This window comes from Streptomyces sp. TN58 (assembly GCF_001941845.1).
Lineage (GTDB): Bacteria > Actinomycetota > Actinomycetes > Streptomycetales > Streptomycetaceae > Streptomyces.
In genome coordinates, this window is record NZ_CP018870.1 from 2,067,002 (window position 1) to 2,093,940 (window position 26,939).

Genomic DNA, 26,939 nt, shown 5'->3' on the forward strand with positions numbered 1-26,939 from the left:
GTCCGCCCCCCGTGGGCGGCCGTGTACCGGGTTCCGCGCTGGCAGACAGTAGCCGTGCGGCCACACATCCGACGAACGGCCGCCGGAGGGCACACACACCTGCGCCCCGCCGGAGACGCAGGTCACCGGCGGGGCGTGTGGTCAGGGCGGGGCCGCGGAATTCGCCCGGATGGGCGGTGTGCGGCGGGTCAGCCGATGCGGACGCCGAACTGGAACGGCATGTTGTCCATCGACTCGTACTTGACGCCGCCGCGCGGGTTCGAGGCGTGCAGCGTCATGTTGTTGCCGGCGTACAGGCCGACGTGGTGCAGGTCCCCGTAGAAGAAGACCAGGTCACCGGGCTGCAGTTGGCTGCGGCTGATGCGCGTGCCGTCGTTGGCCTGGGTGTAGGTGACGCGGCTGATGCTGACGTTGGCCTGCTTGTACGCCCACTGCGTCAGCCCGGAGCAGTCGAAGGAGTTGGGGCCCTCGTGGCCCGAGATGTAGGCGCTGCCGACCTTGGTCTTGGCGGCGGCCAGGGCGGCGCCCGCGCGGCCGGAGGCCTTGACGTTGCCGAGGTCGACGCGCTGGCTGTCGGCGCGGCTGGCGCGCGTCTCCTCGTCCTTGAGCGCGGCGCGTTCCTGCGCCGTGAGGGTGTTGAGGATGGCCTGGGCGGCGGCGAGCTTCTCGGACGAGACCTTCTTCTTCTCGGCCAGCTCCTTGCGGGTGGCGTCGAGGTCGGCGAGCTTGCCGGAGGCCTCCTGGCGCTGCTGCGCGAGGGTGCGCTGCTTCGCCTGGATCTTCTGGACCGCTTCGACCTGCTTGCCGCTCAGGTGCTCCAGGGTGGAGGCCTTGTCGAGGTAGCTGTCGGGGTCCTCGGAGAGGAGGAGGGCGAGCGAGGGGTCGATGCCGCCGTTGCGGTACTGGGCGCTCGCCATCGAACCGAGCGCGTTGCGGAGGTCGTTGAGCTCGCCCTGGCCGCGCGCGACCTGGTCCTGGATCTGCCCGATCTCCTTCTCCAGGGTCGCCTGGCGCTCCTTGGCCCCGTTGAACTTCTCGGTGGCCTGCTCGGCCTCTTCGTAGAGGGCGTCGACCTGGCTCTTGACCTCGTCCTTGCTCGGCTTCGCCGGCGCGGCGGAGGCGCTCTGCGCGGTGAGGGCGACGGCCGCGGCGGCGACCGAGGTGAGCACGGTCACACGAGCGCGGGTCGGCTGCTTGGGTCGACGGTGGGACGCCACGAAGGCGAGCTCCTTCTTCCTAGAGCCGCCGGAGAACGCAACTCGGCAGCACCTTCGCCGCCACCCCGAATGAGTGATCTACCGCACGAAGGTTTGAGCAGACCCTAGTGACCCTGCTGTGATCAGTTCAAATCCTGTCGGGAAAAAACTTGGCCCCCGACCAGCTTCTTTACCTTCACCGCACGCTCCGTGCCGGGTACTTGACGGTGCGTCCTCCACATGACCCACCAATTCAGGCATTAGGGCCGGGAGTTAGGAAACGCGCGAAAGCCGCTTCAGCAACAAAGCGGACGTTACGGGCCGCGCTCCGGCCTTGGCCACGCCGTCGGCGACCTCACGGTCCGTGGAGACCACCACGACCGGCCGGCCGGGCGGCTCCGCCCGCACCAGCTGGCGGATCAGCTCGTCGGCCGTCACCCCGGCCTTGGAGAACAGCACCCGCACACCCCGCGGCGGCGCGAGCAGCACGGGGGCCGCCAGCTCCGCACCGTCGAACACGCAGGTCATCTCCGCACCCGTCTGCGCGGCCAGCATCGACAGCCCGCCCAGCAGGCGCAGCCGCTGCTTCTCCAGCGGCATCGTCGGATACCCGGTCTTGGTCACGTTGTAGCCGTCGACCACGAGATGGGCCTGGGGCAGCGCCAACAACTGGTCCAGCAGAGCCGGATCCGTCTCCGACAGGGCCCGCGCCGCGATGTCCTTCGGCGTCATCCGGCCCGGCTCCACCGCGTCCACCGTGTCGGCCGGGCGGGTGTTCACCGGCGGCAGCGCCAGCTCCCGGCGCAGTCCCTGCGCCGCGTCCAGCACCGTGTCCAGCAGCAGCCGCAGCCGCATGTCCTCGATACTGCGCCCCTCACGGGTGGCCCGGCGGGACGTCTCCAGCGCCGTCTCCACCTCAGCGAGCCGGGACTTGAGCCGCCGCGTCTCGCTCTCGGCGGCCGCCACACGGGCCGCGGCCTCGCCGCGGATCCCGTCGATCTCGGCGGTCACCTTGCGCAGCGCCGCCTCACCGCGCTTGACGTCGCTCAGGGCGCTGCGCAGCCGGCGCTGAAGCGATTCCGCTTCCTTCCGCGCCGCCTCCAGCTCAGCCCGTACCTGCTCGCCGCCCGTGCGCTGCAGCTCCCGTACGTGCTCCAGCTCCTCGCGCAGCCGGTCCAGCTCGCGCCGGGTCTCCTCGCCCACCCGCTCGGCGTCGGCGCGCTGCGCCTCCTCGCCCGCCGCGGCCACGAGCTTGACCCATCCGGCGGGCCGCAGGACGAAGGCCGCGGCCGCCACGTCCAGCGGATCCGCCGCCGCCGGCGGCGCACCGGACTCCAGCGCGGCGGCCAGGTCGCTCTGCGCCTCGCGCAGCTTCTCCGCGACCCGGCTGCGGAACACCGGGTCCGTCTCGACCGCCGCGGCCATGGCGTTGCCGGCGAACTTGGCGCGCCGGGTCGGGGTGAAGCGCGCGTACTGGCGCAGCTGCGCCGGCAGGTCCGCGACCGTCAGCGCGCCGAAGGCGTCCGAGACGAGCGCGACGACCCGGCGCCGCACGCCTTCCGGCAGCGGGCGGTCGAGCGCCTCCGCGGCGTCGCCGGCCGCGTCGGCCGGCCCAGCGCCGCTTGCTGGCTCCACAATCCGTCACCCCTACCGTGATGGTCTACCTGCGTGCGGGGCTCCGTCAGGAGTCCGCGCCCGGCCTGTCCACGAGCTCGATCTGGTCCACCGCGTTGCACCAGCGGCAGCGGACCGACTCGATGGTCTCATTGACCACCTCCCGCTCCTCGACCTTGGGCTCCCCGGCGAGGTCCAGGTGGATGTACTCGACGACCTTCGACGACCGGGTGACGTCGAAGCGCGTGAGGTTGCCGCACAGGGTGCAGCGCCACCGGGTGGTGTCGGTCGGCAGGGGAACCGTCATCGGCCTGCTCACTCCTTCGTAGCTCATTCAATTAAAGCGGTCGTTCGGCTGTCCGCGTCGGCCCTCCGGACCGCAGCTCGTAACCCTACGGCCTGCCACCGCTTCAGGTGGGGCACGTTGCGTCATGCTCTGTCACATGATCGTAAGGTGGCAGGCTGTGCGCGAGGCCGCCCGGGGACCGGTGGTCACCCACGCGCTGATCGCGGGCTGCGCGGTGGTGTTCGTCCTGAGCCCCGCCTCCGGGCTCCATCCCGGATACGGGACCGGCGAGGAACTGCTGAGCGCGGGCACCGCGTACTTCCGGCGCTGGGGCGTGGTCCCCGACGAACTCCTCAGCGGCACCCCGCGCGCCTGGCTGACGCCGCTCACCGCGCTGTTCGTCCACGGCAGCTGGCTGCACCTGCTGGGGAACATGCTCTTCCTCTTCGTCTTCGGCGCGATGGCCGAGGAGCGGATGGGCCGTCCGGCGTTCCTCGTCTTCTACCTCTGTACGGGGTACCTGGCGCTGGCGGCGTACGCGGCGGCCAACGCGGAGTCCGCGCAGACGCTGGTGGGAGCGTCCGGGGCGATCTCTGCCGTCCTGGGGGCGTTCCTCTACCTGTTGCCGCGGGCGAGGGTGACGAGCCTGTTCCCGTTCCTCTTCTTCCTGCCGCTGCGGTTTCCGGCGTGGATGGTGCTGCTGTTCTGGTTCGCCCTCCAATGGGTGGCGGCACACCGCGCCGACAGCGGGCCCGGGGTCGCCTATCTGGCCCATCTGGTGGGGTTCTCGCTCGGCTTCCTCTACGCGTGGGCCCGCTATCGGGGTACGACTAGAGTGAGTCGACCAGCGACGGCCACCGAGGGAGACAGCCAGCCGTGATCACCGCGATCGTGCTCATCAAGACCAGCGTGGACCGCATCCCCGAGATCGCCGAGTCCATCGCCGCGCTGGACAGCGTCAGCGAGGTCTACTCCGTGACGGGGACCTACGACCTGATCGCGCTGGTCCGCGTGAACCGCCACGAGAACCTGGCCGACATCATCCCCGGCCGCATCAGCAAGATCCCGGGCGTCGAGGCGACGGACACGCACGTGGCGTTCCGCACGTACTCGCAGCACGACCTGGAGGCGGCGTTCGCGATCGGCCTGGACGCCTAGCGCTGGCTTCGGCGGGCCCCCGGTGCGTTGCCGGGCTCTGCCCGGCAACGGCGGCGAGCCAGCCGCCCGCAGGGCAACCCCGCGCGGGTCCGGGCGGAGCCCGGCAGCGGCGGCGAGACCTAGCCCTGCGGGACGCAGCGGCCTTGCTCCGTGCGGTACTGCCACTTCGCACCGTTCGCGACCAGTTCGCGCACCGCGCCCACGAAGCGGTCCACGTGCTCGTCCGGGGTGCCCGCGCCGAAGCTGACGCGGATCGCGTTCAGGGAGCGCTCGCCCGGGGCGGCCTCGGGGGCCCCGCACTCGCCCTGGGCCTGCGGCTCGCCGCCCAGCAGGGTCCGCACCAGCGGGTGGGCGCAGAACAGCCCGTCCCGTACGCCGATCCCGTACTCGGCGGAGAGCGCGGCGGCGAAGTGGGAGCTGTTCCAGCCGTCCACGACGAAGGAGATGACGCCGACCCGCGGGGCGTCGTCCCCGAAGAGGGACAGGACCCGGACGGCCGGGACCTCGGCCAGGCCTTCCCGCACCTTCGCGACGAGGCGCTGCTCGCGGGCGACGAGCGTCTCGAAGCCCGCTTCGGTCAGGGCCCGGCAGGCCGAGGCGATGGAGTAGACGCCGATGACGTTCGGGGAGCCGGCCTCGTGGCGGGCGGCCGTGGTGTGCCACTCGACGTCGACGCCGCCGTCCTCGCGCCGGGAGACCTTGCGGGAGGCGCCGCCGCCGGCCAGGTACGGGTCGGCCTGCCGGAGCCAGTCGGCGCGGCCGGCGAGGACTCCCGAGCCGAAGGGGGCGTACAGCTTGTGGCCGGAGAAGGCGACCCAGTCGACGTCGAGGTCCCGCACGGAGACGGGGTGGTGCGGGGCCAGTTGGGCGGCGTCCAGGACGATCCGCGCGCCGTGGGCGTGTGCGGCGGCGGCGAGTTCCTTCACCGGCCACAGCTCGCCGGTGACGTTGGACGCGCCGGTGACGCACACGAGCGCCGGGCCGTGGCCCTCTTCGATTGACGCAGTGCGGTCGGCGAGGGCCCGCTCCAGGACGGCGACGGCCTCGTCCGGGGTGCGCGGCGCGTCGAGGTAGGTGACGTGCGCGTTCGTCCACGGCAGGAGCGAGGCGTGGTGCTCGGTCTCGAAGACGAAGACCTGGCAGCCGGCCGGGAGCGCCGCGGCGAGCAGGTTCAGGGAGTCGGTGGTGGAGCGGGTGAAGACGACCTGGTCGTGGGGGCGGCAGTCGAGGAACTCGGCGACGGTGGCCCGGCTCTGCTCGAAGAGGTCGGTGGACAGCTGGGAGAGGTAGCCGGCGCCGCGGTGGACGCTGCCGTAGTACGGGGCGTAGGCGGCGACGTCGTCCCAGACCCGCTGGAGGGCGGGGGCGCTGGCCGCGTAGTCGAGGGCCGCGTAGCTGACCTCGCCTCCGGTGACCAGCGGGACGGTGACGTCGCGGCCGAGGACGGCGAGCGGTTCGGTGCGGGCGGGGTCCTGGGCGGTGGCGGTGGCGACGGCGTTCAGGGATGCGGACATGGCGGTATCTCCCGGCAGGCAGGGCTGAATGGCTTCGGTGTGCCCGTACGCGGGTACGGCGGTGCGGCCGTCCGGGGTACGGGAGGGGCCTCGGACGGGGTGCCGCGGTACGCGGAGGTGACCCTGGTCCGAGGGGGTGAAGTCGGGGCGTCGGTCGCCCTATCGCATTCGCTTGCTCACGGAAAACGCTCCTCGAAAGACCAGGACCCCTGGTGTCGAGGGATCCGCGCTTGCCGTAGGCCTTGCCGCCTACGACCTGGTCATCACCCGGGGCACCCCGCCACGGAAGGAGGGTTGCCGGACAGCAAGCCGGGGCCTGAACGCTGTCACTCGTGACCTTGCGAGCATCCTGCCACACGATGCGCCGCGCACAAGACCCCGGTCCGCCATGCGGACCGGGGTCTGGCGTGAACCGTGTGCCGGGTCAGGCGTTGCTGGCGCTCACCCAGCGCTCCAGGGCGGCCCGGGCGGCGCCCGAGTCGATGGACTCGGCCGCGCGGGTGATGCCGGCCGTGATCTGCTCCTCCAGGCTGCCCGTGCCCGGGTCGAGGGCGACGAGGGCGGCCGCGGAGTTCAGCAGTACGGCGTCGCGTACGGGTCCGGTCTCGCCGGCCAGCAGGCGGCGTGCCACGTCCGCGTTGAAGGAGGGGTCCCCGCCGGCCAGGGCGGAGACGTCGACCAGGGGGATGCCGACGTCGCGCGGGTCGAAGGACTGCTCGGTGACCTTCCCGTCGCGGACCCACCAGACGCGGGAGGTCGCCGTGGTGGTCAGTTCGTCGAGGCCGTCGTCCCCGCGGAAGACCAGCGCGGAGGAACCGCGCTCGGCGAGCACGCCGGCCACGATGGGCGCCATCCGGGGATCGGCCACGCCGGTGGCCTGGGCGCGTACGCGGGCCGGGTTGGTGAGCGGGCCGAGGATGTTGAAGGTGGTCCGGATGCCCAGCTCGCGGCGGGCTCCCGCGACGTGCCGCAGGGCGGGGTGGAACTTCACCGCGAAGCAGAAGGTGATGCCGGCCTCCTCGGCGACCTCGACGACGCGCGCGGTGCTCAGGTCGAGGTTGACGCCGAGCTTCTCCAGGACGTCGGAGGATCCGCTCGCGGAGGACGCGGCCCGGTTGCCGTGCTTGACGACCTTGGCGCCGGTCCCGGCGACCACGACCGCGGACATCGTGGAGATGTTGACCGTCTTGGCGCCGTCACCGCCGGTGCCGACGATGTCGACGGTGCGGCCGGGGACCTCGATGAGGTTGGCGTGCCCGTACATGGCCCGTACGAGGCCGTTGATCTCGGCGACCGTCTCCCCCTTGGCGCGCAGCGCGACCACGAAGCCGGCGATCTGGGCGTCGGTGGCCTCCCCTCGCATGATCCGGTCCATGGCCCAGGCGGTGTCGTCGGCGCTGAGGTCCTGGCCGGTGAGCAGGGCGTCGAGGACGCCCGGCCAACCGCGGGCCGCCACGCTGTCGCCGCCTGCCGGGGTCGCAACGTTCATGGTCCGCTCCTGCTGTTGATGGGGGTTCCACGTCTCATGGGTCGGAGATCAGCCTATCCAGCCCCGGTTACGGCAAAGAGCCCCGTCCGGACAGTGGACGGGGCTCTCGCCGTGGCGACACCAGGACTGACCGAAATCAGTCCCTCATGCGGTGGTGCGGGGGATCAGTGGTGGCCGTGGCCGGACTGGATCTCCTTGTACTCCTCCACCGTGGGCTTCGTGATCTGGTTGCCCTCGGCGTAGAAGCCCTTGCTGAGCTTCGCGCGCAGCTTCTCCATGGCCTTCACCTTGCGCTCGACGCCGTTCTCGTCGACCGTCGGGCCGATCTCGATCGGCTTGTACTGCTCGTGCGCGGTGAGGGTGTGCAGCTTGCCCTGCGGGAGCGGCTCGTGGACCTCGACGAACTCACCGTGCGGCAGGCGCTTGATGATGCCGGTCTCGCGACCGTGCAGCACCTTGTCGTGGTCCCGGCGCTGGAGGCCGAGGCAGATCCGCTTGGTGATGATGAAGGCGAGGACCGGGACGACGAAGAAGCCGATCCGGACGAACCACGTGATCGCGTTGATCGACAGGTGGAAGTACTGGGCGAACATGTCGTTGCCGCCGCCGATGAGGAGCACGATGTACTCCGCGATCCAGGCGACACCGAAGGCCGTACGGGTCGGGACGTTGCGCGGGCGGTCCAGGATGTGGTGCTCGCGCTTGTCGCCGGTGACCCAGGACTCGATGAACGGCCAGACGGCGATCGCGCCGAGGACCAGCGGGAAGAGGATCAGCGGGATGAACACGCCCAGGACGAGCGTGTGGCCCCACAGGTTGATCTCCCAGCCGGGCATGGCACGGATCAGGCCTTCCGGCATGCCCATGTACCAGTCGGGCTGCGCACCGGTGGACACGTGGTCCGGGCGGTACGGGCCGAGGGCCCAGATCGGGTTGATCGAGGCGACCGCGGCGACGACCGAGATGACACCGAAGACCAGGAAGAAGAAGCCTCCGGCCTTGGCCATGTAGACCGGCAGCAGCGGCATGCCGACGACGTTGTTGTTCGTCTTGCCGGGGCCCGCGTACTGGGTGTGCTTGTGGTAGAAGACCAGGATCAGGTGGGCCACGAGGAGGCCCATCATGATGCCGGGCAGCAGCAGGATGTGCACCGAGTAGAAGCGCGCGACGAAGTCGCCGCCCGGGAACTCCCCGCCGAACAGGAACATCGACAGGTACGTGCCGACGACCGGGACGGACAGGATGGCGCCCTGCATGAAGCGGACACCGGTACCCGAGAGCAGGTCGTCCGGCAGCGAGTAACCGGTGAAGCCGGTGAACATGCCGAGGACCAGCAGCAGGAAGCCGAAGATCCAGTTGACCTCGCGCGGCTTGCGGAACGCGCCGGTGAAGAAGACGCGCATCATGTGCACGATCATCGCCGCGACGAAGATCAGCGCCGCCCAGTGGTGGATCTGGCGGATCAGCAGGCCACCGCGGACGTCGAAGCTGATGTCGAGCGTCGAGGCGAAGGCCTCGGACATCAGCACGCCCTGCATCGGCACGTACGAGCCGTGGTACTCCACCTCGTTCATGCTCGGGTGGAAGAACAGCGTCAGGTACACACCCGTGAGGATGATGATGATGAAGCTGTAGAGGCAGATCTCACCGAGCATGAAGGACCAGTGGTCCGGGAAGATCTTGCGCATGTTGGCCTTGGCGAGGCTGTAGATGCCCAGGCGGCCGTCCGCCCAGTCCGCTACGCGCTCTCCGGCCGGCGCTTTGCGCGCCTTGGTGTCAGTGGCGGTGCTCATCCGCGCTCCCAGAATGCAGGACCGACGGGCTCTTCGAAGTCGCCGAGCGCTTCGAGGAAGCCTTCGTCATTCACGCCGATCCGCAGCTGCGGGAGGGCGTGACCGGCCGGGCCGAAGATGACGCGGGCGCCGTCGGAGAGGTCGAAGGTGGACTGGTGGCACGGGCAGAGCACGTGGTGCGTCTGCTGCTCGTACAGGCTGATCGGGCAGCCGACGTGGGTGCAGATCTTGGAGTAGGCCACGATTCCGTCGTGGGACCACTCCAGCTCCTGCTTGTCCTTGATGTCCTCCGGCTGGATGCGGACGATCATCAGGGCGGCCTTGGCGATCTGCGTCTGGAAGTCGTGCTGGTGCTCGTCCAGGCCCTCGGGCATGGCGAACGTCAGCGAACCGACGAGCACGTCCTCGGGACGCAGCGGCTCCATCGTGTTCTGGTTGATGAGCAGCTTGCCCTTGGCCCACATGGTGTGCCGGAGCTTCTCCTCGGGCAGCGGACCCAGGTCGCGCATGATCACGACGGCGGACAGCGGCAGCATGGCCAGCGCGCCCAGCATCGTGTTGCGGATCAGCGGACGGCGGCCGATGCCGGACTCGTTCGCGCCGTCGGCGAAGTCCTGCAGGACCTTCGCCTTGACCTCCGGCGAAGCGGCGATCTCGTGGCGGTCGTCGGCGACCTCGACGTCGGACATCAGGGTGCGGGCCCAGTGGACCGCGCCCGCGCCGATGCAGAAGAGGGCCGTGCCCAGCGTCATGCCCAGGGCGAAGTTGAGCGCGCTGACCTTCCCGAGCGGGAAGATGAAGACGATCTTGTCGACCGGGAAGATCACGTACGAGGCGATGAAGCCGATCGTGGCCAGCATCGACAGCGTGAACAGCATGGCGACGGTGCGCTCGGAGCGCTTCGCCGCCCGCTCGTCGATGTCCTGGATGCGCGGCTTGTGGACCGGCAGGCCCGGGTCGGCGAACGGGTCGTCCGCCACTGCTACGCCACCGTGGTGGGCGTCGCCCTGCTCGCTCGGCAGGTGCTTCTCTTCGGGAATCTCTTGGCTACTCATGACTTCTTGGCCTTAGCGGTGTGGGCCGCGACCCAGACGGCGACAGCGATCAGCGCACCCAGAGCGAAGATCCAGCCGAACAGACCCTCGGAGACGGGGCCGAGGCCGCCGAGCTTGAGACCACCGGGGTTGGTCGACTTCTCACCGTTCACGTTCTGGAGGTACGCGATGATGTCCTTCTTCTGCTTCTCCGGCATGGTGCTGTCGGGGAAGGAGGGCATGTTCTGCGGGCCGGTCTGCATGGCCTCGTAGATGTGCTTCGGCGAGACGTCCTCAAGGTTGGGGGCGTACTTGCCGTTGGTCAGCGCGCCGCCTTCACCGGTGAAGTTGTGGCACTGCGCGCAGTTGTTGCGGAACAGCTCACCACCGTTGGCGATGTCGGCGTCGGCCGGGTCGTACTGCTTCTCGGTCGGCGTGATCGGGCCGGCGCCGAGGGAGGCGATGTACGCGGCCAGCTGGTCGATCTGCGCCTGGGTGTAGATGACCGGCTTCTTCGGCACCTGGGCGCCGGGCTGCTGGGCGGGCATGCGGCCCGTGCTCACCTGGAAGTCGACGGCCGCGGAGCCGACGCCGACCAGGCTCGGGCCGTCAGAGGAACCCTGACCGCCGGTTCCGTGGCAGCTTGCGCAACCCACGGCGTAGAGCTTCTTGCCCTCCTCGATGGCGAGGGACTGGGCGGTTTCATCGGCCTGCGCCTTGCCCGCGGGAGCAAAGGCGGCGTACAGCCCCCCAGTGGCCGCCAGCGCGAGGAGTAGAACGACGACCGCCGCCAGCGGATGGCGTCGTCGTGCGGAGAGCTTTTTCACGGATTACCCCGGTGTCAGGATCTTCTGCGTCGGTGTGTCTGGATGGAGTGCCGGGTCGGACCCGGTGACGTGTTCGCTACTTGATCAGGTAGATCGTGGCGAAGAGGCCGATCCAGACGACATCGACGAAGTGCCAGTAGTAGGACACGACGATGGCCGACGTGGCCTGTTCGTGGGTGAACCTCTTGGCCGCGTACGTCCGGCCGAGGACCAGCAGGAAGGCGATGAGACCGCCCGTCACGTGCAGACCGTGGAAGCCGGTGGTCAGGTAGAAGACCGAGCCGTACGGACCGGACGAGAGGCTCATGCCCTCGTGCTTGACCAGCTCGGTGTACTCGAACACCTGGCCGCCAATGAAGATCGCACCCATGACGAACGTGATGATGAACCACGTCCGGAGCTTCTTCACGTCACCGCGCTCGGCGGCGAAGACGCCGAGCTGGCAGGTGAGGGAGGAAAGCACCAGGATCGTGGTGTTCGTCGCCGAGAAGGGCAGGTTCAAGGCCGAGGCCTGCTCTGTCCAGTACTCGGGACCCGTCACGGATCGCAGGGTGAAGTACATCGCGAAGAGGGCCGCGAAGAACATCAGCTCGGAACTCAACCAGATGATGGTTCCGACGCTGACGAGGTTCGGCCGGTTGACCGTCGGGTGCGCGTGCCCGGTATCTACTGTCGTTGCTGTCGCCACGACCGACATTATGTCGGTCGCTTATCCCGCCCTCACCCCGGGGGGTGCCGTTCGGAGTGTCAGGGGCGTGTGCAAGGCCCGAACGGCCCATCAGATCACCTCTCCGAACGGCCTCGCGCACATGTCCGAACCGATGTTGACGGAGCGGCGGGAGGAGTAGCATCCCGCGCAACATCAACGTGATTCATGGGACACGTGGAGGATCGATATGCGGGCGACTGCGCGGGTTCTGGTCTACAGCGACGACGCGGGCACCCGGGAGCAGGTGAGACTGGCGGCGGGCCGCCGCCCGGCCGCGGATCTGCCGCCGGTGGAGTTCCTGGAGTGCGCGACCCTGCCGGCGGTCCTGTCGGAGCTGGACGCGGGCGGCGTCGACGTGTGCGTGCTGGACGGCGAGGCGGTTCCGGCCGGGGGCATGGGTGTGTGCCGGCAGATCAAGGACGAGATCTTCCGGTGTCCCCCGGTGCTGCTGCTGATGGGGCGCCCGCAGGACGCCTGGCTGGCCACGTGGAGCCGCGCCGACGCCGCTGTGACCCTTCCGGTGGATCCGGTGGAGTTCGCGGACGCCCTGGCGGCCCTGCTGCGCGCCCGGCTGTCCTCCTCGGCGGCCTGACCGCCGCCCGCGGCAGGGCCCCCGGACCGGGTCCGGGGGCCCTGTACGCCCGGGCTTCAGACGGTGGGCCTGAGGCGGGCCTGGTCGATGTGGCTGCGGCCTTCCCGGGTGCCCTTGAGGAGGGCGCTGCCCTCGCGCCAGTCCTTCCAGTCCATGTTCCAGTCTCCGAACCCGTTGCCGAAGATGTCCATGTCGTCGCCGATGCTGTTGATCACTTCGACGATGTCGCCCTCGGTGATGTTCTCGTAGAACCAGGCGGCGTTGCCGGTGCTCATGCCGGTGCAGCCGTGGCTGACGTTCGCATATCCGTGGGAGCCGACGGACCACGGTGCGGCGTGGACGTATTCACCACTCCAGGTGACGCGTGTGGCGTAGTAGACGGGCAGGTTGTAGTACTCGCTGCCGCCGATGCCGACGGTGTCCCCGCGCATCTGTACGTAGTACTGCTTCCCCAGCACCACCTTGATGCCGTTGCGGGTGGAGAACCCGGGCTTGCCGGTGGTGACCGGGATGGAATTGATCACTTCGCCGTTGCGCTTGAAGGTGAGCCAGTGCGAGGCGGCGTCGGTGGTGACCTCGACGCGGTCGCCGATCTCCAGCTTCAGCGGCTTGGCGGCGGCTCCGTGGAGCTCGTCGGTGATCTTGATGCCCTCCAGGTTGCTCCGTACGGAGACGGTGGTGTTGGCGGGCCAGTAGTCCTTCGGGCGGTAGTGCAGGTTCTTGTCGTCGACCCAGTGCCATGCGCCCTCGACCCCGGGCGGGATGTCGACGACCAGACCGCGCTCGACGACGGCGCGGGCGGCCTTGTCCTTGACGGGCTCGTTGAGTTCGGCGGTGATGGGCTGTCCGACGCCGTACTTGCCCTCCTCCGGGCCGAATTCGACCTTCAGGACCCCTTTGGACGGTGTGGTGTCGAAGGCCATCGTGCGCCGGCCTGGCGTGCCCCGTTCGTCCTCCGTGCTCACGGTGACGGTGTAGCGGACGCCTGCGGCCATGGGGGCGGTGCTGTGCCAGCGGTCCCCCTTCGCGCTGAGTTCGCCCGCCAGGCGGCGGCCGCGGGTGTCGACGGCCATGACGTCGGTGATCCGGCTGCCCTTGGCCTTGGCGGTGATCTCCAGGGGCCGGTTGGGGTCGACGGGGCGGCTGCCTGCGGTCTGGTTGAAGGCGACCTGATCGCCCGCGTCGACCGGGCGGGCTGACAGCGGGTTGTCGCCGGACCCGCATGCGGTGGCGCCGGCCCCGAGGGACGCGACCAGCAGGGAGCAGCTGAGTACCGTCCAAAGACGCGGTGAGTGCTTCATGAGGCCAACGCTATGAAGATATGACAATTACGGCGCGCGGGGTGACTGCAAACGAGGGGCCCGGACTCCTCCGAAGAGGTGTCCGGGCCCCACGTGGTGCGCGGCCGGGGCCGCGCGGGTACCGCTTGTGTGCCTACTGGTTCGCGTTCTCACCGCGGTAGTACTCGTACACCCAGCCCCACAGGCCGATCAGGATGATCGGGGCCGAGAAGTACATGAGCCACCAGCCGAAGATGACGCCCATGAAGGCGAGCGCACCGCCGATGCCGAGCGAGAGCGGCTGCCAGCTGTGCGGGGAGAAGAACCCCAGCTCGCCCGCCTCGTCGGCGACGTCGGCCTCCAGGTTGTCCTGGGCCATCTCGTCCACGCGCTTGGCCGTGAAGGCCAGGTAGTAGCCGATCATGACGCTCAGGCCGAAGGCCAGGAAGAGCGCGGTGGTTCCGACGGGCTCCTTCGACCACACGCCGTACACGACGGCCATGATCAGGATGAAGAGGGAGAGCCAGAGGAACATCTTGCCCTGGATCTTCACTTGCCGGCCTCCTTGCCACCGGTGACGGCCGCCTTGGCGCCGTGGTCCTCAAGGTGGTCGAGCGCCGCGATCTCCGGGTGGTGGAGGTCGAAGGCGGGCGACTCGCTACGGATGCGCGGCAGCGTGAGGAAGTTGTGCCGCGGCGGCGGGCAGGACGTCGCCCATTCGAGCGAACGGCCGTAGCCCCACGGGTCGTCGACCTCGATCTTCTTGCCGTACTTGGCCGTCTTCCAGACGTTGTACATGAACGGCAGCATCGACAGGCCCAGCACGAAGGAGCTGATCGTGGAGATCGTGTTCAGCGTGGTGAAGCCGTCGGCCGCGAGGTAGTCCGCGTAACGACGCGGCATGCCCTCGGCGCCCAGCCAGTGCTGCACCAGGAAGGTGCCGTGGAAGCCGATGAACAGCGTCCAGAAGGTGATCTTGCCCAGACGCTCGTCCAGCATCTTGCCCGTGAACTTCGGCCACCAGAAGTGGAAGCCGGCGAACATCGCGAACACCACGGTGCCGAAGACGACGTAGTGGAAGTGCGCGACGACGAAGTACGAGTCGGAGACGTGGAAGTCCATCGGGGGCGAGGCCAGGATGACGCCGGTCAGACCACCGAAGGTGAAGGTGACCAGGAAGCCGATCGTCCAGAGCATCGGGGTCTCGAAGGACAGCGAGCCCTTCCACATGGTGCCGATCCAGTTGAAGAACTTCACACCGGTCGGTACCGCGATCAGGAAGGTCATGAAGGAGAAGAAGGGCAGCAGCACACCGCCGGTGACGTACATGTGGTGGGCCCACACGGTCACCGAGAGGCCGGCGATCGCGATCGTCGCGGCGATCAGGCCGATGTAACCGAACATCGGCTTGCGCGAGAAGACCGGGATGATCTCGGAGACGATGCCGAAGAACGGCAGCGCGATGATGTACACCTCTGGGTGTCCGAAGAACCAGAAGAGGTGCTGCCACAGCAGGGCGCCACCGTTGGCGGCGTCGAAGATGTGCGAGCCGAACTTGCGGTCGGCCTCCAGCGCGAAGAGCGCGGCGGCCAGCACCGGGAAGGCGAGCAGGACCAGGACACCGGTCAGCAGCACGTTCCAGGTGAAGATCGGCATGCGGAACATCGTCATGCCCGGAGCGCGCATGCAGATGATCGTGGTGATGAAGTTGACCGAGCCGAGGATCGTGCCGAAGCCGGAGAAGGCCAGACCCATGATCCACATGTCGGCGCCGATGCCCGGCGAGCGGACCGCGTCCGACAGCGGGGAGTAGGCGAACCAGCCGAAGTCGGCGGCGCCGTTCGGCGTCACGAAGCCGGCCACCGCGATGGTCGAGCCGAAGAGGTACAGCCAGTACGCGAACATGTTCAGCCGCGGGAACGCCACGTCGGGCGCGCCGATCTGCAGCGGCATGATCCAGTTGGCGAAGCCCGCGAACAGCGGGGTGGCGAACATCAGCAGCATGATCGTGCCATGCATGGTGAACGCCTGGTTGAACTGCTCGTTCGACATGATCTGCGTGCCCGGACGGGCCAGCTCGGCACGCATGAAGAGCGCGAGCAGACCGCCGATGAGGAAGAACACGAACGAGGTGACCAGGTACATCGTGCCGATGGTCTTGTGGTCGGTGGTGGTGAGCCACTTCACGACCACGTTGCCCGGCTGCTTGCGCCGCACCGGCAGCTCGTTCTCGTACGAGTCGGCTGCGGCGGCACCCTGGGATTCGTTGAGGATGCTCACAGTTTGTTCACTTCCGCATTCCGGGCCGGGTCGGTCTGCTGGATGCCGGCGGGGAGGAAGCCGGTCTGACCCTTCTCCGCCAGCTCCTTCAGGTACGCCTTGTACGCCTCGGGGGAGACGACCTTGACGTTGAAGAGCATCCGGGAGTGGTCGACGCCGCAGAGCTCGGCGCACTTGCCCATGAAGGTGCCCTCTTGGCTCGGGACGACCTCGAAGACGTTGGTGTGGCCCGGGATGACGTCCTGCTTGAACAGGAAGGGGACCACCCAGAAGGAGTGGATGACGTCGTTGGACGACAGGATGAAGCGGACCTTCTCACCCTTGGGGAGGACCAGGGTCGGACCCGGGTTGCCCGTCTGCGGGTTCCGGTCGCTCGGGACGCCCTTCTCGTAGACGCCCTCGGCGCCCGCCGGGAAGTCCTTGGTGAAGCGGTCCGGGATGGAGGCGAGCTCCTTGGGAACCGCTCCGGCCTTCGGGGTCGCCGCGTCGCCGTCGACGTTCTCGATGTAGTTGAAGCCCCAGCTCCACTGGAAGCCGATCACGTTGATCGTGTGCGCCGGCTTCGGGGTGAGGGCGAGGAGCTTCGACTCGTCACGCGCGGTGAAGTAGAAGAGCACCGAGACGATGATGAGCGGGACCACGGTGTACAGCGCCTCGATGGGCATGTTGTACCGGGTCTGCGCGGGGACCTCGATCTTCGTCCGGCTGCGCCGGTGGAAGATGACGCTCCAGATGATCAGGCCCCACACCAGGATGCCCGTGACGAGCGCGGCCGCCCAGGATCCCTGCCACAGGGAGAGGATGCGCGGCGCCTCCTCGGTTACCGGGGTCGGCATTCCGAGGCGGGGAAAGTCTTTCCATGTATACGAGCAACCAGTGGCGGTCGCCAGGACCACGCCCGCAGTCAGCGCCTGCAGCAGCTTCCGCCGCATCGGGCGCCGCGGCGAGCGGTCGGAGCCGTAGGGACTCACGTAGCGCCTTCCCGAGAGTCTCGGCCCGCGCGGCCGGCCGCGGCCGTGTTCGGGTCGGTCGCCGGCCCTGACGCAGGCAGGGGTTTGGATGTTTATGCGGACCAAACCCTACTGGACGCTATTTGGGGTCGCGCGGGGAGGGTGCCCAACGCGCCGCTACTGTCCCCGAAGGGATGGATCCGCCGTACGGGGGACGGTGGACAAGGCCCTGAACGGCGCGCTCCGGGGCGCATCTGACGCCCCCTGACCTCGAACGCGGCGGGGTCGGCGTTAGCGTGGCCGGATGCCGTACTTCGACAGCGCGTCCGCCGCTCCCCTGCACCCCGTGGCCCGGCAGGCGTTGCAGGCCTCCCTGGACGAGGGCTGGGCCGATCCGGCCCGGCTGTACCGGGAGGGCAGGCGCGCCCGGCTGCTGCTGGACGCCGCGCGGGAGGCCGCCGCGGAGGCGGTGGGATGCCGTGCCGACGAGCTCGCGTTCACTCCTTCGGGGACGCACGCTGTTCACGCGGGCGTCGCGGGCGTCCTCGCCGGGCGCCGGCGCGTCGGCGGCCATCTGGTCGTATCGGCGGTCGAACACAGTTCTGTACTCCACGCGGCGGCGGCGCACGAGGCGCACGGCGGAAGCGTCAGCGAGGTCCCGGTGGACCGGTTCGGCGCGGTGTCCGCCCCCGGGTACGCGGAAGCGCTGCTCCCGGCGACGGCCCTGGCCTGCCTGCAGTCGGCCAACCACGAGGTGGGCACGGTGCAGCCGGTGGCCGAGGTCGCCGAGGTGTGCGGGGCGGCCGGGGTGCCGCTGCTGGTGGACGCGGCGCAGTCGCTGGGCTGGGGTCCGGTGGAGGGCGCCTGGTCGGTCCTGGCGGCGAGTGCGCACAAATGGGGCGGCCCGCCCGGGGTGGGGCTGCTGGCGGTCCGCAAGGGGGTGCGCTACTCGCCCCAAGGCCCGGCGGACGAAAGGGAGTCGGGCCGCTCCCCCGGCTTCGTGAACCTTCCCGCGATCGTGGCGGCGGCGGCCTCGCTGCGGGCCGTACGGGCGGAGGCGGACGCTGAGGCGGCCCGGCTGCGGGTCCTGGTGGACCGGATCCGGCGGCGCGTGGTGCGGCTGGTCCCGGACGTGGAGGTGGTCGGCGACGCGGACCGGCGGCTGCCGCACCTGGTCACCTTCTCCTGTCTGTACGTCGACGGGGAGGCACTGCTGCACGAGCTGGACCGGGCGGGCTTCTCGGTCTCCTCGGGCTCCTCCTGCACCAGCTCTACGCTGACCCCCAGTCACGTGCTGCGGGCGATGGGGGTGCTGTCGGAGGGGAACGTACGGGTCTCCCTGCCTCCGGGCACCCGCGCCGAGGAGGTCAACGCCTTCCTTGAGGTGCTGCCGGGTGCGGTGGCGGGCGTACGGGAGCGGCTCGGCGTGGCGGAGGCACCGGCGGCGGCTCCGGAGGCGGACTCCCTGGAGCTCGACGCGCTCGGCCTGCGGTGCCCCCAGCCGGTGATCGAGCTGGCCCGGGCCATCACCCGGGTCCCGGTGGGCGGCACGGTGACCGTCCTGTCGGACGACGAGGTGGCGCGGCTGGACATCCCGGCGTGGTGCGCGATGCGGGGCCACGACTACCTGGGCGAGTCCCCCCGCCCCACCGGCACCGCCTACACGGTCCGCCGCCAGTCGTAACTCCCACACCCACCCGGCTGCACCGGCAACCCCAGCCTCGCCCGTTCCCGGCCCCGCCTCTTCCCGGCTGCGCCGGCAACAACTCCAGCCTCGCCCGTTCCCGGCCCCGCCTCTTCCCGGCTGCGCCGGCAACAAATCCAGCCTCGCCGGCGTTTGAGGCGCGGGTCCGGGCAGAGCCCGGTGCCCGGCGGAGCCGGGTTTCCTGGGGCGCCGCCCCAGACCCCGCGCCTCAAACGCCGGCGAGGCTGGACTTGCCGGCGCAGCCGGGAAGGGACCGGGCGCAGCCCCGGAAGGGGCCGGGCGCAGCCCCGGAAGGGGCCGGGCGCAGCCCGGGAAACGGAGAAAGGGCGGGGCGGGGAGAAAGAACCGCCCCGCCCCGGAAGGCGGCGTCACGCCAGGTGGGCACGGACCTCCGCCGCCGCGTCCTCGCCGTAGGCCTTGGTGAAGCGCTCCATGAAGTGGGCACGGGCCAGGGTGTACTCCTGCGTGCCCAGCGTCTCGATCACCAGGGTGGCGAGCATGCAGCCGACCTGCGCCGCGCGCTCCAGGCCGACGCCCCAGGCGAGCCCGGTCAGGAATCCGGCGCGGAAGGCGTCACCGACACCGGTCGGGTCGACCTTGGCGTTCTCCTCGGGGCAGCCCACGACGATCGTGTCCTCGCCGGCCCGCTCGATCTTGACGCCGCTGGAGCCCAGCGTGGTCACGCGGGTGCCGACCTTGGAGAGGATCTCCTCGTCCGACCAGCCGGACTTGGACTCGATGAGGCCCTTCTCGTACTCGTTCGAGAAGAGGTAGGTCGCGCCCTCCATCAGGGTGCGGATGTTCTCGCCGTCCATGCGGGCGATCTGCTGCGAGAAGTCGGCGGCGAAGGGGATCCCCCGCGTCCGGCACTCCTCCGTGTGGCGCAGCATCGCCTCGGGGTCGTCCGCGCCGATGAGGACGAGGTCGAGCCCGCCGACGCGGTCGGCCACGGACTTCAGCTCGATCAGGCGGGCCTCGCTCATCGCGCCCGTGTAGAAGGAGCCGATCTGGTTGTGGTCGGAGTCCGTGGTGCACACGAAGCGCGCGGTGTGCAGCACCTCGGAGATGCGGACGGAGTCGGTGTCGACGCCGTGGCGCTCCAGCCAGGCGCGGTACTCGTCGAAGTCGGATCCCGCGGCGCCGACGAGGATCGGGCGGCTGCCGAGCTGGCCCATGCCGAAGCAGATGTTCGGGCCGACACCGCCCCGCCGGACGTCGAGGTTGTCGACGAGGAAGGAGAGGGAGACCGTGTGCAGCTGGTCGGCGACCAGCTGGTCGGCGAAACGGCCGGGGAAGGTCATGAGGTGGTCGGTGGCGATGGAGCCGGTGACTGCGATGCGCACGGCGTGGACGCTCCTGCTGAGGACGGCGAGGGACAGTCAAAACTACCCGGTAAGTGGCTCCTGGCCGAACCCCGGAAACTACCCCTTAGTAGGTCTTTCTTCGCGAGAGCTCCGATGTCTACGGTGCCTCCATGACCTATACCGACGGTTACGGCTACTGCGAGTACACCGCTCAGGGGCGCGCGGCGGAAGGGCCGGGACGGCCCGGTTTCGCCCGCCTGCTCGGGGACTGCGCCCGGATGGCCCCGCACTGGGGCGTCGAGGAGGGTCCCCGGCCGGTCCGGGTGGCGCCCTCGCAGATCCACGGGGTACGGGTGCCGGCCGCCTCGGCGCGGCTGATCGCCTCCACCGCCGCCTACGGAGACCTGTAGGGGACCTGGCCGAGGCCGGGGGAACCGGCGGCGCCCCTGTTCCGTCACACCCGCATCAGGCACTGCGGGACCAGTGAAGGAGCGATGCGGTGACCAGCGAAGAACCCGGCACGACAAGCGGCACACGACGGCGGCCCGCGTGGGTCGTCGGCTCGATCGCGGCCGCCGTCCTCCTGGCGGGCGGCGGTACCGCCTACTGGGCGTCCGCGGCCCAGGGCGACGGCGCCGCGGCCCGGCGTACGGGCGACAGCGCGGCCTCCGCGCCCCGTGACGCGGGAGAACCCTCCGGTCCGGGCATCGCGCCCGGGGAGCCCGACCCGTCGGGCTCGGGCGTGGTCTACCGGGCCGACGTGAAGCTGCCCGAGGCCCCGGCGGCGGCGCCCGCCTACCGCGTGACCGGTGAGGTCGCGGAGGCCGACGTGGCCCGGCTCGCGGCGGCTCTGGGCATCTCGGGGACGCCACGGCTGGAGGGGGACGTCTGGCTGGCCGGGGAGGCCGCCGACGGCTCCGGGCCGCGCCTGACGGTGGCCCGTACGGCGCCTGGCACCTGGAACTTCAACCGCTTCCAGGCGGGCGGCGACGGCGCGGGCAGCGGCGCCGGGGACGACTGCGTACGGGGCAAGGACACCTGCGGCCCGGCCACCCTGCCCCGCGACGGGGGCGGTGCGGGAGGGAGCGGCAAGCCGGTGTCCGAGGAGGCGGCCAAGGCCGCCGCGGGCCCGGTGCTGGCCGCCCTGGGGCAGGGCGGCGCGAAGCTGGACGCGCGGCTCACCCAGGGATCGGTACGGGTGGTGACCGCGGACCCGGTGGTGGGCGGGCTGCCCACGCAGGGCTGGTCCACCAAGGTGAGCGTGGGCGCCGACGGCTCGGTGGTCGGCGGCAGCGGCGAGCTGAAGGCGCCGGTGAAGGCCGCCGATCAGCCGGTGGTCGGGGCCGTGGAGGCGCTGGCCCGGCTGAACGCGCGGTCGGGCGGCCAGGGCGGCAGCCCCGAGCCCAGCGGCTGTGCGAGCGCGGTGCCGCCGGCGGCGGACACCGCCGCGGGGGATGCCGTGGCGGGGGCCACGGACACGGTGCCGTGCAATCCGGAGCCGCGGCCCATGAAGCCGCCGCGTACGGAGACGGTGAAGGGCGCGGTGCTCGGACTGGCCCCGGGGACGGTCGAGGGGGCGCGGGGCCTGGTCCCGGCGTGGCTGTTCGAGGTGGCGGGCCGGAGCGGCGGGCCCGGCCACACGGTGGCCGAGCCGGCGTCGGCGGAGCAGGGCACGCCGGGCCCGAAGGACGGCCGTACGGTGCCCGGCTTCTCCTACAAGGAGGATGACCGGAAGCTGACGGTGAACTTCTGGGGCAGCGTGTGCAGCACCTACGCCGTGGAGGCGCGGGAGCAGGCGGAGTCGGTCATGGTGAAGATCACGGACACTCCGAACAAGCCCGGTCAGGCCTGCATCATGCTGGCGGAGGAGCGGTCCCTGTCGGTGACCCTGAAGGAGCCGCTCGGCGACCGGAAGGTGCTGGACGCCACGACGGGCAAGCCGCTGCCCCGGCAGTAGCGGCCCCTGGGGGGCGGAGACGGGCGAGGGCCCGTCCCCGGTCGGTAGCGACCGGGGACGGGCCCTCGCCGTGCGGGTGGTCCAGGCTTAGCTGAACGAGTCGCCGCAGGCGCAGGAGCCCGTGGCGTTGGGGTTGTCGATCGTGAAGCCCTGCTTCTCGATGGTGTCGACGAAGTCGATGGAGGCGCCGCCCAGGTACGGGGCGCTCATGCGGTCCGTGACGACCTTCACACCGTCGAAGTCCTTCACGACGTCGCCGTCGAGGGAGCGCTCGTCGAAGAAGAGCTGGTAGCGCAGGCCGGAGCAGCCGCCGGGCTGGACGGCGACGCGGAGCGCCAGGTCATCGCGGCCTTCCTGCTCCAGCAGGGTCCTGACCTTCTCGGCGGCGGCGTCGGACAGGAGGATGCCGTCGCTCACAGTGGTCTTGTCGTCCTGTACGGACATCTGCATTCACTCCCGAAGTGGGCGGCTCCCCGCCGGGGGCGGGGAAACGTCGGACTCTTGCCGTCGGTGGCAACGAGCGGGACCGCGGATTCATTCCGGGACCCGACGCTTGTTTCAGATATTCATGCTCGCACACCGCGCGCGGGCCCGGGCCCGGCGAATCGAGTGCTGATGCGTCACATTGACACTATCGGCATCGTCAAACTGACGTGAACCGGTTATGATAGATAGCGTCAAGTAGACGAGAAGTGTCGAAGCGATGATCCTTAAATCCCTCGTCGCAGAACAGAAAGGGTGCGTGTCGTGACCACCGCCCAGCCGTTGGACGTCCAGCCGACGCCCCTTGCCCTGCTGCTGCTCGGCCGTGAGGCCGACCCCAAGAGCGAGCGCGGGGTGGAGTGCCCCGGCGACCTGCCCTCGCCGTCGGACCCGGATCTCGTGGAGCGCGCCCGCGCGGCCAAGGAGAAGCTCGGGGACAAGGTCTTCATCCTCGGCCACCACTACCAGCGTGACGAGGTCATCGAGTTCGCCGACGTCACCGGTGACTCCTTCAAGCTGGCCAAGGACGCGGCCGCCAAGCCGGAGGCCGAGTACATCGTCTTCTGCGGCGTCCACTTCATGGCCGAGTCCGCGGACATCCTGACCTCGGACGACCAGAAGGTGGTCCTGCCGGACCTGGCCGCCGGCTGCTCGATGGCCGACATGGCCACCGCCGAGCAGGTCGCGGAGTGCTGGGACGTGCTGACCGAGGCGGGCGTGGCCGGCTCGACGGTCCCCGTCTCGTACATGAACTCCTCCGCCGACATCAAGGCCTTCACCGGCAAGCACGGCGGCACGATCTGCACCTCGTCCAACGCGAAGAAGGCCCTGGAGTGGGCGTTCGAGCAGGGCGAGAAGGTGCTCTTCCTCCCGGACCAGCACCTGGGCCGCAACACGGCCGTCCGCGACATGGGCATGTCCCTGGACGACTGCGTGCTCTACAACCCGCACAAGCCGAACGGCGGCCTGACCGCCGAGCAGCTGCGCGACGCCAAGATGATCCTGTGGCGGGGGCACTGCTCGGTCCACGGCCGGTTCTCGGTCGACTCGGTCAACGACGTCCGCGCCCGCATCCCCGGCGTGAACGTCCTGGTCCACCCCGAGTGCAAGCACGAGGTCGTGGCCGCCGCGGACTACGTCGGCTCGACGGAGTACATCATCAAGGCGCTGGAGGCGGCCCCGGCCGGCTCCAAGTGGGCCATCGGCACCGAGCTGAACCTCGTCCGCCGCCTGGCGAACCGATTCGCCGCCGAGGACAAGGAAGTCGTCTTCCTCGACAAGACGGTCTGCTTCTGCTCGACGATGAACCGCATCGACCTCCCGCACCTGGTGTGGACGCTGGAGTCCCTGGCCGAGGGCACCCTCGTCAACCAGATCCAGGTCGACAAGGAGACCGAGAGCTTCGCGAAGCTCGCGCTGGAGCGCATGCTCGCCCTCCCGTAGCCGGTAGGGAGCGGGACACGCGAAGAAGGGGCGCCCCCAGGCGGGGGCGCCCCTTCTTCGCGCTCCGGTTCTTCGTGTTGCGGCCGCCGGACGGCGCGGGCCCCGAGGGGCCCGCGCCACCGGTCAGACCTTGGCCGGGGACTCCTCCGCCGGCTCCTGCGGCGGGACCACCGTCAGGCGGGCGGCGCGCTTCGCGGAGCGCTTGGCCCGGCGGCGCTCCTTGCGCAGCTCCACCATCGTGTAGAGGGTCGGCACCAGGAGCAGCGTGAGCAGGGTCGAGCTGACCAGGCCGCCGATCACCACGACCGCGAGCGGCTGCGAGATGAAGCCGCCCTCGCCGGTGACGCCCAGCGCCATCGGCAGCAGCGCGAAGATCGTCGCCAGGGCCGTCATGAGGATCGGCCGCAGACGGTGCCGGCCGCCCTCGACGACCGCCTCGACGACGCCGAGGCCCTGGGCGCGGTACTGGTTGACGAGGTCGATCAGGACGATCGCGTTCGTCACGACGATGCCGATGAGCATCAGCATGCCGATCATCGCCGGGACGCCCATCGGGGTGCCGGTGACGAGGAGCAGGCCGAGCGCTCCGGTCGCCGCGAACGGGATGGAGACCAGCAGGATCAGCGGCTGGACGAGCGAGCGGAAGGTCGCCACCAGCAGCATGAACACGATCGCGATGGCCGCGAGCATGGCGAGGCCGAGCGAGCCGAACGCCTCGTCCTGGTCCTCGGAGACGCCGCCGATGGAGGCGGTCGCTCCCGCGGGCAGGTCCAGGGCCTTGAGCTTCGTCTGGAGCTCGGCGCTGACCGCGCCCGTGTTGTCGCCCTGCGGGCGCGCGGTGACGGTCGCGGCGCGGGCGCCGTCGATCCGGGTCATCGCGACCGGGCCGGGGACCTCCTTGACCTCGGCGATGTCGCCGAGCCTGACCGGGCCGACCGGGAGCGCCTGCAGTTCGGCGAGGGTGGTGGCCGGTTGCGCGGACCGGATGACGATGTCCCGCTCGGTGTCGTCCAGTACGGCCTTGCCCGCCGGGTTCCCGCGGACGGCCTGGGCGACGAGTGCGCCGAGCGCGGCCTGGTTCAGGCCCGCCTCCGCCGCCTTGGGGGTGGCGGTCACCGAGATCCGGGGCACGGACTGCGACAGGTCGCTCTGCACGTCGGTGACGTTGTCGAGCTTGGCCACCTCGGCGCGGACCTGCTCGGCGGCCTTGGCGAGGACCTCGCCGTCGCCGGCCTTGACGACCACGCTGAGGTTCTGGCTGCCGAAGGCGTCGCCCGCGGCGATGCGGGTCTCGCCGATGCCGTCGAGGGCGGCCAGCTGGTCCTCGATCCGCTTCTTCACGGCCTCGCCGTCGCCGGCGTCCGCGAGCGTGACCTGGTACGAGGCCTGGTTGGAGCCGGTGCCGCCGCCGAAGGCCGCGAGGAAGCCGGAGGAGCCGACGGTGACCTGGTAGCTCTTGACGCCGTCGACAGAGCCGAGGACCTTCTCGACCTTGCGGCTCGCCTCGTCGGCGGCGGCCAGCGAGGTGCCGGGGGCCAGTTCCTGCTTGACCGTCAGCAGGTCCTGCTCGCCCTGGTCGAAGAAGTTGGTCTTCAGCATCGGCGTCATGCCGAGGGTGCCGAGGAGGACGACCACCGCGATGGCCACACTGGTCAGGCGGCGCCGGGTGGCGAAGCCCAGGACGCGGACGTAGGCGCGCTGGAGGCGGCTGCGGGACTCCTTCTCCTCGGCCTCGCGCCGGACCTTCGCGGCGCTCTCGGCGTCCCCGGCGGTGATGCCCTTGGGGGCGCTGAGGAACCAGTACGACAGGACCGGAACGACCGTCAGGGAGACCAGCAGCGACGCCAGCAGGGCCGCGGTGACGGTGAGCGAGAAGGACCCGAAGAGCTCGCCGATCATGCCACCGGTGAGGCCGATGGGCAGGAACACGGCGACGGTGGTGAGGGTGGAGGAGGTGACCGCGCCGGCGACCTCCCTGACCGCGGCGATGATCGCGGCCTCCCGCTCCTCGCCGTAGCCGAGGTGGCGCTTGATGTTCTCCAGGACCACGATCGAGTCGTCGACGACGCGGCCGATGGCGATGGTCAGCGCGCCGAGGGTCAGCATGTTGAGCGACAGGTCGCGGGTCCACAGCACGATGAGCGCGAGGACCACGGACAGCGGGATGGACACCGCGGTGACCAGCGTCGAGCGCAGCGAGGCCAGGAAGACCAGGATCACGATCACCGCGAAGAGCAGGCCGAGCATGCCCTCGGTGGTGAGGCTGGAGATGGACTTCGCCACGGCCGGGCCCTGGTCGCTGACGACGGTCAGGTCGGCGCCGGAGCCGAGCGTGGAACGCAGCTCGGGCAGCTTGTCCTTGACGGCGTCGGAGATGGCGACGGCGCTGCCGTCCTTGTCCATGGTGAGGACGAGGGCGAGGCTGGGCTTGCCGTTGGTGCGGGTGATGGAGACGGCCTTGGCCGGCTCCTGCTTGACGGTGGCGACGTCGCCGAGGCGGACCGCGGGCCTGCCCGGGCCGGGGCTCAGCCGCAGGTCCTCGACCTGGGCGAGCGAGGTGAAGCCGTTGCCCACGCGGACGGTGCGGTTCTTGCCCGCCTCGTCGAAGGAGCCGGCGGGGACGGCGGCGCCGCCCGCCTGGAGGCCCTGTGCGAGGGCGGCGCCGTCGAGACCGGCGGCGGCGAGCTTGGCGTCGTCCGGGGTCACGGTGACCTGGAGCTCCTGGACGCCGTCGACGCTGACCTGGCCGACGCCCTCGATGTCCGACAGGACGGGCACGACGGACTTCTCCAGCTGGTCGGCGAGCGCCTGCTGGTCCTTGTCGGAGGTGACGGCGAGGATGACCGTCGGGATGTCGTCGGTGGAGCCGGCCACGACCTGCGGGTCCACGTCGGCGGGCAGCCGGACGCGGGCCCTGTTGACGGCCTGCTGGACGTCGGCGACGAGCTGCTTGGTGCCGCTGTCGCCGTAGTCGAAGGTGGCCATGATGAGGGCGTTGCCCTCGCTGGCGGTGGAGGTGATGCCGGTGATGCCGTCGACGCCCTTGAGCATGGCCTCGATCGGCTCGACGACCTGCTTCTCCACCACGTCGGGCGAGGCGCCCTGGTACGGCGCGAGCACGGACACCATCGGGAGTTCGATGGAGGGCAGCAGCTGCTGCTTGAGCTGCGGGATGGCTATGGCGCCGAAGAGGAGCGCGACGATCGACACGAGGCCGACCAACGCCCTTTGGGCAAGGCTGAAGCGGGACAGCCACGACATGGGTATGGGATCTCTCTGCAGTGACGAACGCGAGGGCACTCCCACCCTGTCCCACGGCGGCGGC

23 protein-coding genes and 1 riboswitch are annotated in these 26,939 nt (G+C 70.1%); of the genes, 7 read left to right on the plus strand and 16 right to left on the minus strand.

Features of this window, described 5'->3' with window-relative positions; translation table 11 throughout:
• Positions 1-188 precede the first annotated feature (188 nt).
• From BSL84_RS09395 to BSL84_RS09405, 3 genes are all read right to left on the minus strand, one after another.
• Positions 189-1,217, minus strand: coding sequence for a C40 family peptidase (locus BSL84_RS09395; protein ID WP_030031358.1), 1,029 nt, complete (start codon positions 1,215-1,217; stop codon positions 189-191).
• Positions 1,218-1,469: 252 nt separating this feature from the next.
• Positions 1,470-2,834: an NYN domain-containing protein gene (locus BSL84_RS09400; protein ID WP_075970157.1), complete on the minus strand. Its 1,365-nt coding sequence runs from the start codon at positions 2,832-2,834 to the stop codon at positions 1,470-1,472.
• 43 nt (positions 2,835-2,877) lie between these two features.
• Positions 2,878-3,117 (minus strand): hypothetical protein, encoded by a 240-nt coding sequence (locus BSL84_RS09405; protein ID WP_030036330.1) that lies wholly within the window; start codon positions 3,115-3,117, stop codon positions 2,878-2,880.
• A gap of 136 nt (positions 3,118-3,253) precedes the next feature.
• Here BSL84_RS09405 and BSL84_RS09410 point away from each other — a divergent pair, with 136 nt between their 5' ends.
• On the plus strand, positions 3,254-3,976 hold the full coding sequence (locus tag BSL84_RS09410) for a rhomboid family intramembrane serine protease (protein WP_037666112.1): 723 nt from the start codon (positions 3,254-3,256) through the stop codon (positions 3,974-3,976).
• The gene (locus BSL84_RS09415) at positions 3,973-4,254 is read left to right on the plus strand and encodes an Lrp/AsnC family transcriptional regulator (RefSeq protein WP_030036325.1); all 282 of its coding nucleotides are present in this window, start codon (positions 3,973-3,975) and stop codon (positions 4,252-4,254) included. The genes BSL84_RS09410 and BSL84_RS09415 overlap by 4 nt, the downstream gene beginning before the upstream one ends.
• 119 nt (positions 4,255-4,373) lie before the next feature.
• On the opposite strand, the gene BSL84_RS09420 is transcribed toward BSL84_RS09415, so the two are convergent.
• From BSL84_RS09420 to BSL84_RS09445, 6 genes are all read right to left on the minus strand, one after another.
• A complete protein-coding gene (locus tag BSL84_RS09420) occupies positions 4,374-5,768 on the minus strand; it encodes an aminotransferase class V-fold PLP-dependent enzyme (RefSeq protein WP_030036324.1) in 1,395 nt (464 codons plus the stop codon).
• Between the two features lie 221 nt (positions 5,769-5,989).
• Positions 5,990-6,106, minus strand: a riboswitch (SAM riboswitch).
• 86 nt (positions 6,107-6,192) lie between these two features.
• On the minus strand, positions 6,193-7,257 hold the full coding sequence (trpD, locus tag BSL84_RS09425) for an anthranilate phosphoribosyltransferase (protein WP_075970158.1): 1,065 nt from the start codon (positions 7,255-7,257) through the stop codon (positions 6,193-6,195).
• Positions 7,258-7,421: 164 nt separating this feature from the next.
• A complete protein-coding gene (locus tag BSL84_RS09430) occupies positions 7,422-9,050 on the minus strand; it encodes a cytochrome b (RefSeq protein ID WP_030036320.1) in 1,629 nt (542 codons plus the stop codon).
• A complete protein-coding gene (locus tag BSL84_RS09435) occupies positions 9,047-10,105 on the minus strand; it encodes a ubiquinol-cytochrome c reductase iron-sulfur subunit (RefSeq protein ID WP_030036318.1) in 1,059 nt (352 codons plus the stop codon). The genes BSL84_RS09430 and BSL84_RS09435 overlap by 4 nt, the downstream gene beginning before the upstream one ends.
• Positions 10,102-10,911 (minus strand): c-type cytochrome, encoded by an 810-nt coding sequence (locus BSL84_RS09440; protein ID WP_030036316.1) that lies wholly within the window; start codon positions 10,909-10,911, stop codon positions 10,102-10,104. The genes BSL84_RS09435 and BSL84_RS09440 overlap by 4 nt, the downstream gene beginning before the upstream one ends.
• A gap of 76 nt (positions 10,912-10,987) precedes the next feature.
• A complete protein-coding gene (locus BSL84_RS09445) occupies positions 10,988-11,608 on the minus strand; it encodes a cytochrome c oxidase subunit 3 (protein WP_030036314.1) in 621 nt (206 codons plus the stop codon).
• 199 nt (positions 11,609-11,807) lie between these two features.
• On the opposite strand from BSL84_RS09445, the gene BSL84_RS09450 reads away from it, so the two are divergent.
• A complete protein-coding gene (locus BSL84_RS09450) occupies positions 11,808-12,212 on the plus strand; it encodes a hypothetical protein (protein WP_030036312.1) in 405 nt (134 codons plus the stop codon).
• Between the two features lie 56 nt (positions 12,213-12,268).
• Here BSL84_RS09450 and BSL84_RS09455 read toward each other — a convergent pair whose 3' ends face one another.
• From BSL84_RS09455 to coxB, 4 genes are all read right to left on the minus strand, one after another.
• On the minus strand, positions 12,269-13,513 hold the full coding sequence (locus BSL84_RS09455) for a L,D-transpeptidase (protein ID WP_030036310.1): 1,245 nt from the start codon (positions 13,511-13,513) through the stop codon (positions 12,269-12,271).
• Between the two features lie 133 nt (positions 13,514-13,646).
• Positions 13,647-14,045 (minus strand): cytochrome c oxidase subunit 4, encoded by a 399-nt coding sequence (locus BSL84_RS09460; RefSeq protein WP_030036308.1) that lies wholly within the window; start codon positions 14,043-14,045, stop codon positions 13,647-13,649.
• A complete protein-coding gene (gene ctaD, locus BSL84_RS09465) occupies positions 14,042-15,772 on the minus strand; it encodes a cytochrome c oxidase subunit I (protein ID WP_030036306.1) in 1,731 nt (576 codons plus the stop codon). The genes BSL84_RS09460 and ctaD overlap by 4 nt, the downstream gene beginning before the upstream one ends.
• Entirely contained in the window at positions 15,769-16,743 is a 975-nt protein-coding gene (gene coxB, locus BSL84_RS09470; protein WP_030036304.1) for a cytochrome c oxidase subunit II, read from the minus strand. Before coxB ends, ctaD begins: the two co-directional genes overlap by 4 nt.
• Before the next feature lie 283 nt (positions 16,744-17,026).
• Between coxB and BSL84_RS09475 the strand changes: the two genes are divergently transcribed.
• Positions 17,027-18,406, plus strand: a complete 1,380-nt coding sequence (locus BSL84_RS09475) for a cysteine desulfurase/sulfurtransferase TusA family protein (protein WP_045323309.1) — start codon at positions 17,027-17,029, stop codon at positions 18,404-18,406.
• A gap of 389 nt (positions 18,407-18,795) precedes the next feature.
• On the opposite strand, the gene BSL84_RS09480 is transcribed toward BSL84_RS09475, so the two are convergent.
• Positions 18,796-19,770, minus strand: a complete 975-nt coding sequence (locus tag BSL84_RS09480) for a carbohydrate kinase family protein (RefSeq protein ID WP_030036301.1) — start codon at positions 19,768-19,770, stop codon at positions 18,796-18,798.
• Positions 19,771-19,901: 131 nt separating this feature from the next.
• Here BSL84_RS09480 and BSL84_RS09485 point away from each other — a divergent pair, with 131 nt between their 5' ends.
• Both BSL84_RS09485 and BSL84_RS09490 read left to right on the plus strand, forming a co-directional pair.
• Positions 19,902-20,141 (plus strand): hypothetical protein, encoded by a 240-nt coding sequence (locus BSL84_RS09485; protein WP_030036299.1) that lies wholly within the window; start codon positions 19,902-19,904, stop codon positions 20,139-20,141.
• Between the two features lie 89 nt (positions 20,142-20,230).
• Positions 20,231-21,688 (plus strand): hypothetical protein, encoded by a 1,458-nt coding sequence (locus tag BSL84_RS09490; RefSeq protein ID WP_045323308.1) that lies wholly within the window; start codon positions 20,231-20,233, stop codon positions 21,686-21,688.
• An 87-nt stretch (positions 21,689-21,775) separates the two neighbouring features.
• Here the strand turns inward: BSL84_RS09490 and BSL84_RS09495 are convergent, their stop codons facing one another.
• Entirely contained in the window at positions 21,776-22,132 is a 357-nt protein-coding gene (locus BSL84_RS09495; protein ID WP_030029080.1) for a HesB/IscA family protein, read from the minus strand.
• Positions 22,133-22,426: 294 nt separating this feature from the next.
• Between BSL84_RS09495 and nadA the strand changes: the two genes are divergently transcribed.
• On the plus strand, positions 22,427-23,614 hold the full coding sequence (gene nadA, locus BSL84_RS09500; protein ID WP_030029079.1) for a quinolinate synthase NadA: 1,188 nt from the start codon (positions 22,427-22,429) through the stop codon (positions 23,612-23,614).
• Between the two features lie 123 nt (positions 23,615-23,737).
• Here nadA and BSL84_RS09505 read toward each other — a convergent pair whose 3' ends face one another.
• Positions 23,738-26,875: an efflux RND transporter permease subunit gene (locus BSL84_RS09505; protein WP_075970159.1), complete on the minus strand. Its 3,138-nt coding sequence runs from the start codon at positions 26,873-26,875 to the stop codon at positions 23,738-23,740.
• Positions 26,876-26,939 lie beyond the last annotated feature (64 nt).